Genomic DNA, 13,085 nt, shown 5'->3' with positions numbered 1-13,085 from the left:
CGTCGGCGTTTAAGCAGGTGTGCCCACTGCGGTGCCGGGTTGCTGCGCCCCTAGACTGTTGCCATGTCCGGTGAAACCGATCTGAAGACACTCCTGCATTCCCTTCACCCCGTGGCCCGTGATGGCGATTACGTCTACGCCCTGTGGCCACACGGCAGGCCTCTGGAGGGCGGGATCGAGGCGGCTGTGCGCGAGGCGGAGGGCCTTACGGTAGTCCTCCGCCGGGACGAGGCTGATTCGCTGGGTCTGAGCTACGACTTCGTTGCCACGTGGATCACGCTCCAGGTGCACTCGGCACTCGAAGCGGTGGGCCTCACGGCTGCCGTGAGCGCCGCGCTGACCCACGCAGGAATCAGCTGCAACGTCCTGGCGGGCTTCCATCACGACCACCTCCTGGTGCCTTCCGCCGACGCAGGCCGGGCCATGGATGTGCTCCGGCTTTTGGGCAAAGGACTGGTGCTCCGAAGTGAGCGCCCTGAGGACCGCACCGAGATTCTGGAACTGACTGCCCAGGCCTTCTCCGTCTCGCCTGTGACCGGTGAGCCTGTGGAGGGCGTGCCGATTGAAGTAGGGCTGCTGCGCGAGCTCTTTGAGTGCCCTGAGTACCTTCCGGAATTCAGCATTGTCGCGGAAATGGGTGGGGAGATTGTGGGGCATGCCATCAGCACGCGCGGCTGGATCGGGGACTTGGAGCTGCTGGGGCTGGGCCCGATCGGCGTGCTTCCCGCCTTTCAGAAGCGCGGGGTCGGTTCATCCTTGATGCGCGAGACGACTGCCCGTGCCACAGCCGCAGGGGAACCCGGCATTGCCTTGCTCGGCAGCCCCCTGTACTACCCGCGCTTCGGTTACGTGCCGGCAACCTCCGTAGGTGTGCAACCGCCGGAGGCGATGTGGGGCGATCACTTCCAGTTACTGACGCTTCCGGAATGGCCCGACGGCGTCCGCGGCACCTTCCGCTACGCCGGGCCATTCAGCGGGCTGTAGCTGGGATACCATGGTGCGGGCGCCCCAGTAGCCCAATTGGCAGAGGCAGCGGACTTAAAATCCGCGTGTTGTGGGTTCGAGTCCCACCTGGGGCACAAACGGGAAAGCCTCCGAATCCCTTGCGAACAAAGGGATGCGGAGGCTTTTCCTTTGGTCCGGGTGTGGCCGTCCAAGAGCGGCCTGGTGGCCTGTCTGGTCCTTGGCATACTCGCCCACATCGCTTCCGCCGTGCTCCAAGGGATCCTCCGCGGAAATTCCCAGCCGGCTCGTAGATTCCCCACAGGCAACGAGTGTTATAGGGATGTGACCGGAATCACTTATGTTCGCCGCCCAATTGCATTAGTTTGAGTCTTAATCAGGAACACCTGAGTAATCGCATCAAAGGCAGTTCGCACCTTTCGATCGAGGAGACAACGCATGTTTGATCTTTCCCCAGCGGCGCCCCGAGCCGCCAAGCTAACAGCGCTTGGCATTGGGGTCGCTCTCTTGGCCACGGCCTGTGGTGGGTCTTCGACTCCTACCCAGACCGGGTCTTCTTCCGCCGCAGCCGCAGGCATTTCCTGCCCGGCTCCCAGCGGCGGGGCGGGAGCCGGCAACAGCCAGGCTGCCACCAACACGGGACCAGTACCTCCCTCGACCACCACCACTGACGCACCACTGAAACTTGGATCGCTTCTGCCGACGACGGGGTCGCTGGCGTTCCTCGGCCCGCCCGAAATTGCCGGTGTCAACCTCGGCATCAAGGAAGTCAACGACGCCGGTGGCGTACTCGGGGCACCTGTCTCCGTGGTCCACCGCGACTCCGGTGACACCAAGACGGATATCGCCACCCAGTCCACCACCGCCCTCCTGGGCCAGGGCGTGAGCGCCATTATCGGTGCTGCATCCTCCGGCGTTTCCAAGACGGTCATCAACCAGATCACGGGCGCAGGTGTCATCCACTTCTCGCCGGCCAACACCTCGCCTGACTTCACCACGTGGGACGACAAAGGCCTCTACTGGCGAACTGCACCGTCCGACGTCCTGCAGGGCAAGGTCCTGGGCAACTACATGGCTACCTGTGGAGCACAGACCGTTGGCATGATCGTTCTGAACGACGCTTACGGAACCGGTCTCCAAAAGAACGTCAAGGAAGCCTTCGAGGCAGCCGGTGGCAAGGTTGTTGCTGAAGAACTCTTCAACGAGGGTGACTCCCAGTTCAGCAGCCAGGTGGACAAGGTCCTCGCCGCCAAGCCGGATGCGATCGCCCTGATCACCTTCGACCAAGCCAAGAGCATCGTCCCCCTGATCACCGGCAAGGGCATCAAGCCCACGCAGCTGTTCATGGTTGACGGCAACACCTCGGATTACAGCAAGGACTTCCAGGCCGGCACCATGAAGGGCGCACAGGGAACCATCCCCGGTACGTTCGCCAAGGACGACTTCAAGAAGAAGCTCCTCGCCATCGATCCTGCACTGAAGGATTACAGCTACGCAGGCGAGTCCTACGACGCCGTGAACCTGATCTCCCTGGCCTCTGAGGCCGCCAAGAGCACCAAGGGTACGGAAATCGCAGCCAAGCTGAAGGAAGTCTCTGAAGGCGGCGAGAAGTGCACCACCTTCGCAGCCTGTGTCACGTTGCTCCGCGACGGCAAGGACATCGACTACGACGGCCAGTCCGGTCCGGTCACGTTCTCCGACGCTGGTGACCCCACCGAGGCGTACATCGGTATCTACGAATACCAGGATGACAACACCTACAAGCCGGTTCGTGAAGAGTTCGGCAAGCTCTAAGCCGCATCTGTTCTAAACCGCAGTCAGTAACAGGCCCCCTTCCTCATCTGGAAGGGGGCCTGTTCTGTGCTGGGCTGCGATGGCTACCCGCTGCGGGGGAGAAACCCATCAAGGACCCGGGCCACCATTTCCACGCCCTGACGCTCAAAGACGGCGTCTCCCACGTGGTGTGCCCAAACCACCGTGCCCACTGACTGGTTGAGGTTTTCCAGTGTCCACAGCTGGTGCTCCTGCTCGGTGGTGATAACCCTGCCCAAGCCCTCGTGGAAGGCCGCGGCAAGCATTGGCTGAGCGAGCAACTGCTGGTGGCTGAGCCGGACCAGGTCATGAACCCATGGGCGAAGCTCGGCGCGGCCAAAATCGATCACCTTGATCAGGCCGTCGTCGTCCAGCCAATTCCTGGGCTGGTAATCGCCGTGGGTTGTCACAAGCGCGGCAGGCCCCGGCTCCAACGAATCGAGGGCTTCTTGTAACCGGCTTCGCGTCTCCCCGGGCAAGAGTCCGTGGGCACGTTGAATGAGGGAAGCCGTCCTGGCAGTCACTGCCCTTGCGTAGCTGCGGGACGTGCCCGCCGGCAGATGCATCCTGGAGAGCAGCGTGCCGGCCTCACGGTACGTCCTGGGATCGGACTCGGAAGAGGTTCCGGCCACCAGGGTCCCCGGCAAGTAGCCGGTGACCAGGAGGCCTGCCTCAGGCGACGCGTGCTTTAGGGTGGGTACCCTGCCGTCCAGGCCCGGCAGGCCGCGCGAGTAGGCTGCAATTTCCCGCCGGATGTGGTGGCTCGTGGTGCTGGCTTTGACGATGTACTCCTGGCCACCCGGAGCGGCCACCTGAAGGACGGTGGTGTCCTGGAGGGGCCACGAGTGGTCCTGCACCACAGTGAAGTCACCCAGCCATGACACCAGGAGGCTTTGCTGCAGTTCCGTGATCTTTTCCGTCATCAGTCCAGCATGCCATTGGGGGGTCATTCCGCGTTGGCTGAAGGGGTCCAGCCGGGCTTGGCTATGGTGTGGATCCCTTAGTAAGAATGTGGCTTTAACAGCAGACGGCCCCGGGTGTTGTCCCGGGGCCGTCCGTGGTGTGGGGCTGCGGTGCCTAGACTTCGTCCGCCAGGGTGCCCAGATAGAGCTGAATGACCTTGGGGTCCTTCATGAGCTCACGGCCGGTACCCGTGTACGCGTCCTTGCCCTGGTCCAGGACATAGCCGCGGTCGCAGATCTGCAGGCAGCGGCGGGCGTTCTGTTCCACCATGATGACCGAGACGCCGGCACGGTTGATCTCGTGGACCCGAAGGAAGGTTTCGTCCTGTTTGACGGGGGAGAGGCCTGCCGACGGCTCGTCCAGAAGCAGTACGGCCGGATCCATCATGAGTGCTCTGCCCATCGCTACCATCTGGCGTTCACCGCCGGAGAGCGACCCCGCCCGCTGGGCGCGCCGCTTAGCCAGTTCCGGGAACAGGCTGGTCACAAAGTCGAAGCGCTCAGCGAAGGCCTTGGGACGCTGGAACATACCCATCTGGAGGTTCTCTTCGATGGTCAGTGCTGCGAACACGTTGTTGGTCTGCGGCACGAAGCCCACGCCCTGGGTCACCAGCTTGTTGGCTTTCAAACCCGTGAGGTCCTGGCCCCGGACCACCACGGTGCCGGAGTGGACCTTCACCAGGCCGAACATGGCCTTCAGCAGGGTGGACTTGCCGGCACCGTTGGGGCCGATGATGCCGATCAACTCACCCTTGCGTGCCTCGATGCTGCATCCGTTGAGGATGTTGACGCCGGGAATGTACCCGGCTACGAGGTTGGTGACTTTGACGACGGAATCGCCTGCCGGAGCAGCTGCTGAGGCGGGCATTGCGGCTGGGCTGCTCATTTCCCGTCCTCCTTCTTGGTTTCAACGATGTCGGACAGGATGCCGGCGTCTTCAGTACCTACCACTGACTCTTCGTCGGCCTCGAGTTCGGCTTCGAGCACCTTGATGCCTTCGGCATCGCCGAGGTCCACGTCATGGTGGGCGCCAAGGTAGGCGTCGATGACGGCAGGGTTCTTCATGACTTCGCCCGGAGGCCCTTCAGCCACTACCTTGCCTTCCGCCATGACCACTACCCAGTCCGCGATATGCCGGACCATGTTCATGTCGTGCTCGACGAAGAGCACGGTCATGCCTTCGGCCTTCAGGTTCTTGATGTGGTCCAGCAGCGACTGCGTCAGCGCCGGGTTCACGCCGGCCATGGGCTCATCGAGCATCACGAGTTTGGGGCGCACCATCAGGGAACGTGCCATTTCCAGCAGCTTCCGCTGTCCACCCGAGAGGGACGCCGCGTAGTCGTCCTTCTTGGCATCCAGCTTGAACTTCTCCAACAGCACGTTGGCCTGGGCCGTGATTTCCTTCTCGCGGCCTCCCCACATGCCCTTGAACAGGGCCTTGGAGAGCCGTTCGCCGGGCTGGTCCGCTGCGCCGAGCCGCATATTCTCCATGACGGTCAGCTTGCCCATCACTTTGGTCAGCTGGAACGTGCGCACCATACCCATGCGTGCCACCTTGTAGGAGGAAACTCCCGCCAGGCTGTTGCCCTCAAACTGCCACTTGCCCGTATTGGGCGTGTCAAAGCCCGTGAGCAGGTTGAACAGGGTGGTCTTGCCGGCCCCGTTGGGGCCGATCAAAGCAGTGATCTTGTGACGCGGAATCTCAAGGTATTCGACGTCCACAGCGTTGATGCCGCCAAAGGACCGGGTGACATCCTCTGCCACCACGATGGGATCGCGCTTCTTACAGCCGGGAGTGTTTTCCCCGACCGCGATGGGCCGCGAGTCGGTCATGTAGTCGATATTCTCGGTATTGCGTTCGTTGGTCTCACTCATGCGAAAGCAAGCTCCTTCTTATTGCCGAAGACGCCTTGCGGGCGGAAGATCATCAGGAGCATCAGCGCGACACCCACCAGGATGTAGCGCAACTGGCCGGCCTGGACGGTGGTCAGCCAGGTGACTGCCCCTGATTCGATAAGGCCGTAGAGCAGGCTCTGGGTCAGCGACAGGACAACCCAGAAGATCATGGCTCCGATGACCGGCCCCAGGACAGTGGCCATGCCACCGAGGAGGAGACAGGTCCACAGGAAGAACGTCAGTTCCGTGCCGTAGTTGGACGGCTGGACAGCGCCGCGGGGGAGCGTGAAGATCATGCCCGCCAAAGCGCCCAGCACACCACCGATGACCAGTGCCTGCATCTTGTAGGCGTAGACGTTCTTACCGAGCGAACGGACAGCATTCTCGTCTTCGCGGATGCCCTTCAGGACACGGCCCCATGGGCTGCGCATGAGGAGCCACACCAGCACACAGCACACGATCACGAGTCCCCAGCCGATCACGCGGATGAAGAAGTCGCGGTTGTTCATGCCCATATAGGACCCCTCAGGGAAGGGGTTCATGGCGTAGAACGTGTTCTCGAACGCTGCCAAGCCGTTGGCCGAGCCCGTGACGCTGGTGAGTTGGTTGGTGGTGACCACGTAGCGGACAATTTCCGCCGCTGCGATGGTGACGATTGCCAGGTAGTCGGCGCGTAGCCGGAGGGTGGGAATACCGAGGATGAAGGCGAAGATCACCGAGCAGAGAATGGAGATGATCAGTGCAAGGAAGAACGGAGCGTCGAAGCTCAGGGTGGAGATGGCGAAACCGTAGGCACCAACCGCCATAAAACCGGCTTGGCCAAAGTTCAGCAGGCCTGAGTAGCCGAAGTGAACCGCAAGGCCCAAAGCGGCAAGTGCGTACGCCGCCGTCGTCGGGCTGAATAATTCGCCAAGGGCGCTGGAGAAAATGAATCCGAAGTCCATGGCCCGCTCCTAACCCACACGCTCACGCCGGCCGAGGATACCCTGCGGTCGGAACAGAAGAACAACGATCATGATGAACAGTGCACCGACGTACTTGAGGTCGGCGGGGAGGCCGAACACAGTAGTCAGTTCCACGAAGATGCCGACGACGATCGAGCCGATCAAGGCGCCGAAGACGGTTCCCAAACCACCGAGTGTCACGCCGGCGAAGATGAGAAGCAGGATCTGCGAGCCCATGTCGAAGGTGACGCCCGGACGGTAGTACGCCCACAGGATGCCACCGAGGGAGGCGAGAACGCCGCCAACGATCCAGACGATGCGGATGACGGAGTCGACGTCGATGCCGGAGGCGGCGGCCAGTGCCGGGTTGTCCGCCACGGCGCGGGTTGCCTTGCCCAGACGGGTCTTCAGAAGGACGATGCCGATCAAGGCGATGACCACGGCACTGATGACCAACGACCAGAGGTTGTTCGGGGAGATGGACACAGGCCCTATCTGAATTTCCGCGCTTTGTGCGCCGGGCAGCTGTTGGGTTGCTCCACCGAAGAAGAACTGGATGACGTAGCGGATGGCCAAGGCCAGGCCGATGCTGACGATCATCATGGGAACAAGGCCGGAGCCGCGCTTCCGCAGTGGGCGCCAGAGTCCGGCGTCCTGGACGTAGCCGAAGAGCCCGCCGCCTATCAGTGCCAGCAGGATCGCCAGCCAGAAGGGGAGTCCGAATCCGTTGAACATGAACACCAGGACGGCGCCCAGGGTCACCATCTCGCCGTGGGCGAAGTTGGTCAGGCCCGTGGTTCCGAAGATCAGGGAGAGGCCCACGGACGCGAGGGCAAGGAGGAGGCCAAAACTCAGGCCCGCCACCAGGCGGTTGAGCAGGTTCTGGCCGAAGTCCTGCTGTTGGACCACGATGCCCTCACCGAAGGCGAAGATCACCGACAGGTTGGAGGTCTGGCTGAACGTGACATCGCGGGGATTGTCCTGGCCCTCGGCCAGTGCGATGCCCTCCGGCAAGGTGGAGGTGTCCAGTTCGATGGTGTAGGTACCTTGGACGGGGACACCGATGGTCCACGCGCCATTGGCTCCGGAGGTTGCTTCACCTTCGAACCCGTTGCCTGAGGCTTTGATTTTGACGCCGGGTATGGGTGCCCGGGCATCATCGCGGAGGAACCCGCTGATGTTGTTTTGGAATGAGGTCGGTGATGGCGAAGGCGATGGGGTGGTTGCCTGTGCCGAGGGGGCGGCGATCAACAGAGTGGCGATGAGGGCTGCGAACAGCGCCCCCACAACTCTCTGCAGTCCCTTGGACCGTCTGATGGACGGGTCGCGCAGTGTGCTTCTCAAAATGGAAACCTCCACAGTGGGGGTGGTCCCGGCTGCGCCATTGCAGCCGGTGCGAACGGTAAATGGGGCTTGTGAACAGTTCTTGCCTAGCTGCCTCGATTGTGATCTAAGTCACCCATGTGTGGCCTATGCTACCGCCCGGCGGGCTGAATAAATGCGCAGTTCGGGGGTGGAAACATCGCGATCGGATAACAACTGTGAAGCTATAGGCAACTCTTGATGTAGCAGTACTTAAGTAAACCTTTGTTGTGTACGGGTGTTTCTAAACGTTTCGGAGGACGTTTGTGGCAGCCACACTGCCGCTTTCGTGTCACGGTTGCGTTTCGTCTGGGTGAACAAGGGAACTTTCCCTGCCGCGCGGGCGTGGTAATTGGTACCGTGAATTATCACTTAGCCCTTTTTCAGGAGGACACCCGCAATGGCACTTGGCGGAAACCCAGTCTTCAACGGAAAGAATTTCCGTGGAGCAAAGCAGGCCCCGCCTGTACCGCAGAACCCGTACGGCCAGCAGTTTAACCAGGCACCCGGCCGGGCGCCTGGCCAGGTGATGGATGGCCAGGCCGCATGGTCTGCCCAGCAGCAGAACATGACCAATGAGCAGCTGCAGCAGATGTACAACCAGCCGGCTGCCGGCCCCGCCGACACCGGCCGTATGACCTATGACGACGTCATCATGAAGACTGTCGCCTGCCTCGTGGTCTTGGTGATCGGCGCCGGCGTGACGCTCTTCGTAGCTCCCGCCCTCTCCACCATGCTCATGATCGTTGGCGCACTGGGCGGATTCGTCCTGGCACTGGTCAACACCTTCAAGAAGCAGCCTTCACCGGCACTGATCCTTGCCTACGCCGGCCTGGAAGGCCTGTTCCTGGGCGGCCTTACCCGCATCCTCGACGGCATGTACCCCGGCGTCGGCCTCCAGGCTGTCATCGGCACCTTGGCAGTCTTCGGCGTCACCCTGGTCCTCTTCAAGAGCGGCAAGGTCCGCGCCACTCCCAAGATGGTGCGTTTCTTCATGATCGCCACTATTGGTTACGCGGTCTTCGCGCTGATCAACATGGTGATGATGTGGACCGGAGCTGTCCAGGAGCCGTTCGGCCTCCGGACCAGCATGGAAATCGCAGGCATCCCGCTGGGTGTCTTCATCGGCATCCTGGCCATCGGCCTGGCAGCTTTCTCGCTGATCATGGACTTCACCAGCATTGAGGAAGGCGTCCGCGCCGGCGCCCCGGAGCGTTACTCCTGGGTTGCAGCATTCGGCCTGACGGTCACGCTGGTCTGGCTCTACGTGGAAATCATCCGCCTCCTGGCAATCCTGCGAGGCGACGACTAACTGCTGCAGGGCCAACCTGCAGAGTAAGCCGAAGCGAAATGCCCCCGAAGACTCTTCGGGGGCATTTTTGTGTCCGTGAGGGGCGAGGTCTCGACTGTAAGTAAAGGCTCAAAGAGGCGAGATCCAACCCCTCGCGGCCAGCCAGTCCCTCACCGTTAGCTCAAACGTTCGAAAACTACAGCCATTCCCTGCCCGCCCCCAACACACAGCGTGGCAAGCCCCAGGGTTCCGTCCCGTTCCTTGAGCCCGTTCAGGAGCGTACTGGTCATCCGTGCCCCGGTCATGCCAAAAGGGTGTCCCAAGGCGATGGCGCCACCGTGGACGTTGAGCTTGGCGGGATCGATGCCCAGTTCCCGTGCACTTGCCACCACCTGCACGGCGAAGGCTTCGTTAAGCTCCACGAGATCAATGTCCTCCATGGTCAGTCCGGCCAGTGCCAGGGCCCGCTGGGTGGACTCAACGGGACCCATGCCCATGAGCTCGGGGGAGAGGGCGCTCACCCCGGTGGACACCACCCTGGCCAGTGGTTCGAGGCCCAGCTCGCGGGCCCGGTCATCGCTCATGACCACGACGGCTGCGGCGCCGTCGTTGAGCGGGCACGCGTTGCCGGCGGTGACTGTACCGTCGGAACGGAAAACTGGCTGGAGGGCGGACACTGCTTCAAGTGTCACTCCCGCGCGAGGAGAGTCGTCGCGCTCCACCACTGTTCCGTCCCTGCGGGTGTAGGGGGTGATATCGCGGGCGTAGAAGCCCGAGGAGATGGCAGCCTCGGCCCGGTTCTGGCTCAGGACGCCCCACTCATCCTGCTCGGCCCTGCTGATGCCGTAGGTGGTGGCAACGTTCTCTGCCGTCTGGCCCATGGAGATATAGATGTCCGGCAAGCGGCCACCCAATCGGGGATCGGTCCACGGAATGTTGGAAGCTGCCCTTGAAGCAGTGCGTTGGGCTGCCGGACCGAAAAGGGGGTTGTGGTTGGCAGTGTCCGTTTCCCCTGCGCCTGCCCAGTTCTGGTAGCGGGACACGCTCTCCACTCCGGCGGAAACAATGGCGTTGGCTTCCCCGGCTTTAATGGCGTGGAAGGCCATCCGCAGCGTTTGGAGGCTCGACGCACAGAAACGGTTGATGGTGGCCGCCGGTACCCGGTCCATTCCGGCCAGGACGGCCACCACGCGAGCCATGTTGGAGCCGGCTTCGCCGCTGGGTTCCGCGCAGCCAAGAAGGAGATCGTCCAGGCCCCGCCCATCCTCGGAACCTGGATCAAACGCCGGAATTCTGGCGAGGGCAGCCTGCACCATGGCGGTGGCGAGATCATCGGGGCGTTCGTCCTTAAGGGAGCCTTTGAAGGCGCGGCCAATGGGGCTTCTGGCAATGGAAACAATGACAGCCTCAGTCATGGCCACAGCTTACGCCCGGCGCCTGCTCCAGTGCCGGGCGGCCGCTGGAAATCACCGACGTGTCAGGCCAAACGACGGGCGCCTGCCGCCGGAGTCACCGTGAAAATGTCCGGTGCGGTGTAACCGGCGTCGGCGAAGGAACGCACGACGGCGTCACGCACCTGCTGCTCCTGGCCCACCGGGGTTAACGCGATGGCCGAACCGCCGAACCCGCCGCCGGTCATGCGGGCACCGATGGCGCCGTTGGTGCGGGAGATGTCCACGGCCAGGTCCAGCTCAGGGCAGGAGATCTCAAAGTCGTCGCGCATGGAAACGTGGCTCGCATCCAACAGCGGACCAATGCTGGCGGGTCCGTGGCTGCCCAGTACCTCCACGGTTTGCAGCACACGGTCGTTCTCGGTGACCACGTGGCGCACTCGCTTCATGGTGGTCTCATCCAGCAGTCCGGACGCTTCCTCCAAACGTTCCACGCCGACGTCGCGCAATGCTTGGACGCCCAAGATCTCGGCACCCAACTCGCAGGACGCGCGGCGGGATGCGTAACCGCCGTCGGCGTGCGAATGCGACACCTTGGTGTCGATCACCAACAGGACCAGTCCGGACGCTTCGGCGTCGAACGGGACCAGCTCCACATGTTGGTCGCGGCAGTCCAGGAAGACAGCCTGGCCCTTGGCGCCGCGCAGGGAAGCTGATTGGTCCATGATGCCGGTGGGTGCGCCAACGAACACGTTTTCGGCGCGCTGGGTGGCCAGTACAAGGTCCTCGGCGGCGAGTCCGGCTCCGGTCAGCTCATTCAGGGCGCTGATAACGGCGCACTCAATAGCGTGGGAGGAGGAGAGACCGGCGCCAGACGGGACGTCCGAGTCGAGCAGGAGGTCGAAGCCCGGTACCGTGATGCCACGCTCCTTGAGCGCCCAGGCGACCCCCAGCGGATAGCGGGACCAGCCTTCGCCGGATCCGGGTTCCGAGTCCGCGAGGTCAGCCTCCACTACGCCGTGCCCGCCGAAGGTGGACAGCATGCGCACCTTTGAATCGCCGCGGACGCGCAGGGCCACCTTTGCCGTCTTGTCGATGGCGAAGGGCAGCACGAAGCCCTCGTTGTAGTCGGTGTGCTCGCCGATGAGGTTGACGCGCCCCGGTGCCTGCCACACGCCGTCGGGGGCTTCACCGAACGTTTCCTGAAAGCGGGCGGCGAGGACGCTGGTATCGGTAGTGGTGCTCATGCTCGGGTGCCTTCCAGGGTCTTGGGGGATGCCGGTGCTGCTGAGACGCTGCGGAGACGCTCCGCCACGGCTTCGGGGGTGGTGTCGTTGATGAACGCTCCCATGGCGGCCTCCGAGCCGGCCAAGTACTTGAGCTTATCGGCTGCGCGACGAGGCGAAGTCAACTGCAGGTGGAGTTGGCCTGCAGGGCGCAGGGACGGGTCCAGCGGAGCCTGGTGCCATGCGGAGATGTACGGCATGGGGGTGGGGTAGAGGGAGTCGAGGCGCTTGAGCAGGTCAAGGTAGACGTGCGAAAGTTCATCGCGTTCTGCGCTGGTCAACGCAGCGAGGTCGGGGACGCTGCGGTGGGGGACCACGTGGATTTCCAGGGGCCAACGGGCGGCGAACGGGACGTAGGCGCTGAAGTGTTCGGCCTCCAACACCATGCGGCTGCCGTCTTCGCGTTCAGCCTTAAGGAGCGAGGCCGCCAGCGTTTCCTTCCCGTCGACGTCGTCGTAGTACTTCCGGGCGACAGCACCGAGCTGGGCGGCGCGCGGCGTGACATACGGGTACGCGTAGATCTGGCCATGCGGGTGGTGCAGGGTGACTCCGATGTCCGCACCACGGTTCTCGAACGGGAACACCTGCTTGATGCCCGGCAAGGCGCTGAGCGCTTCGGTCCGCTGCGCCCACGCCTCAATGACGGTGCGTGCGCGGGTCTCGCCGAGTTCGGCGAAGGAGCCAGTGTGCTGCGGGGTGAAAGCGACTACTTCGCATCGGCCGAATGCCGGGCCGGTGGTCCCGTGGCCGCTGCTGCCCGGTGCGGGTGGAGGGGGAATCTCACCCAGGGCAGGGCCCAGGGACGGGAAGCGGTTCTCGAACACCACAACGTCATAGTCCGCTGCCGGGATTTCCGAGGGGTTCGACGCAGTAGTGGGGCAAATAGGGCACTGGTCGGCAGGCGGCAGATGCGTGCGGGCCTGGCGGTGCGCAGCGACGGCGACCCAGTCACCCGACAGGGCGTCGTATCGGACTTCGCCGGGCTCGCCGCGGGCTGGGAGCTCGCGGTGATCCACCAGTGATTCCGGTGTTCGCTCCGGAGTGCCGGGGTCGTCGAAGTAGATCAGCTCGCGGCTGTCCGCAAGGCGGGTGCTGGTGATGCGACTCATGAATCCATTGTTCCACGAGTGACCAAAAACGCATAGTTTCTAACAAAAGCTAACATTGGGTGGCGAGAT

At 63.0% G+C, this 13,085-nt stretch carries 11 protein-coding genes and 1 tRNA gene; 4 read left to right on the top strand and 8 right to left on the bottom strand.

Annotated elements, in window-relative coordinates; translation table 11 throughout:
• Positions 1-63 precede the first annotated feature (63 nt).
• The 3 genes from ABIE35_RS03455 (at position 64) to ABIE35_RS03445 (ending at position 2,757) form a co-directional block, all read left to right on the top strand.
• Positions 64-984 carry an N-acetyltransferase gene (locus ABIE35_RS03455; RefSeq protein ID WP_354512457.1) on the top strand — a complete coding sequence of 307 codons (921 nt, stop codon included), beginning with the start codon at positions 64-66 and terminating at the stop codon, positions 982-984.
• Positions 985-1,005: 21 nt separating this feature from the next.
• A tRNA-Leu gene (locus tag ABIE35_RS03450) sits at positions 1,006-1,079 on the top strand.
• A gap of 322 nt (positions 1,080-1,401) precedes the next feature.
• A complete protein-coding gene (locus ABIE35_RS03445) occupies positions 1,402-2,757 on the top strand; it encodes an ABC transporter substrate-binding protein (RefSeq protein WP_354512456.1) in 1,356 nt (451 codons plus the stop codon).
• A gap of 83 nt (positions 2,758-2,840) precedes the next feature.
• Here the strand turns inward: ABIE35_RS03445 and ABIE35_RS03440 are convergent, their stop codons facing one another.
• From ABIE35_RS03440 to ABIE35_RS03420, 5 genes are all read right to left on the bottom strand, one after another.
• Entirely contained in the window at positions 2,841-3,698 is an 858-nt protein-coding gene (locus ABIE35_RS03440; RefSeq protein WP_354512455.1) for a phosphotransferase, read from the bottom strand.
• Positions 3,699-3,852: 154 nt separating this feature from the next.
• On the bottom strand, positions 3,853-4,623 hold the full coding sequence (locus ABIE35_RS03435; RefSeq protein ID WP_207596784.1) for an ABC transporter ATP-binding protein: 771 nt from the start codon (positions 4,621-4,623) through the stop codon (positions 3,853-3,855).
• Entirely contained in the window at positions 4,620-5,612 is a 993-nt protein-coding gene (locus tag ABIE35_RS03430) for an ABC transporter ATP-binding protein (protein ID WP_207596785.1), read from the bottom strand. Before ABIE35_RS03430 ends, ABIE35_RS03435 begins: the two co-directional genes overlap by 4 nt.
• Positions 5,609-6,577 carry a branched-chain amino acid ABC transporter permease gene (locus ABIE35_RS03425; protein WP_354512454.1) on the bottom strand — a complete coding sequence of 323 codons (969 nt, stop codon included), beginning with the start codon at positions 6,575-6,577 and terminating at the stop codon, positions 5,609-5,611. The genes ABIE35_RS03430 and ABIE35_RS03425 overlap by 4 nt, the downstream gene beginning before the upstream one ends.
• 9 nt (positions 6,578-6,586) lie before the next feature.
• On the bottom strand, positions 6,587-7,921 hold the full coding sequence (locus ABIE35_RS03420) for a branched-chain amino acid ABC transporter permease (RefSeq protein WP_232481563.1): 1,335 nt from the start codon (positions 7,919-7,921) through the stop codon (positions 6,587-6,589).
• Positions 7,922-8,339: 418 nt separating this feature from the next.
• Between ABIE35_RS03420 and ABIE35_RS03415 the strand changes: the two genes are divergently transcribed.
• A complete protein-coding gene (locus ABIE35_RS03415; protein WP_354512453.1) occupies positions 8,340-9,251 on the top strand; it encodes a Bax inhibitor-1/YccA family protein in 912 nt (303 codons plus the stop codon).
• 155 nt (positions 9,252-9,406) lie between these two features.
• Here ABIE35_RS03415 and ABIE35_RS03410 read toward each other — a convergent pair whose 3' ends face one another.
• The 3 genes from ABIE35_RS03410 to galT form a co-directional block, all read right to left on the bottom strand.
• Complete coding sequence (locus tag ABIE35_RS03410; protein ID WP_354512452.1) at positions 9,407-10,645, bottom strand: acetyl-CoA C-acetyltransferase; 1,239 nt, start codon at positions 10,643-10,645, stop codon at positions 9,407-9,409.
• 62 nt (positions 10,646-10,707) lie between these two features.
• On the bottom strand, positions 10,708-11,868 hold the full coding sequence (gene galK / locus ABIE35_RS03405; protein ID WP_354512451.1) for a galactokinase: 1,161 nt from the start codon (positions 11,866-11,868) through the stop codon (positions 10,708-10,710).
• Positions 11,865-13,016 carry a galactose-1-phosphate uridylyltransferase gene (gene galT, locus ABIE35_RS03400; protein ID WP_354512450.1) on the bottom strand — a complete coding sequence of 384 codons (1,152 nt, stop codon included), beginning with the start codon at positions 13,014-13,016 and terminating at the stop codon, positions 11,865-11,867. The genes galK and galT overlap by 4 nt, the downstream gene beginning before the upstream one ends.
• Positions 13,017-13,085 lie beyond the last annotated feature (69 nt).

Source organism: Paenarthrobacter sp. 4246 (assembly GCF_040546855.1).
In the GTDB taxonomy this organism is placed as follows: Bacteria; Actinomycetota; Actinomycetes; order Actinomycetales; family Micrococcaceae; genus Arthrobacter.
This window is presented reverse-complemented; position numbering and strand designations above follow the sequence as displayed.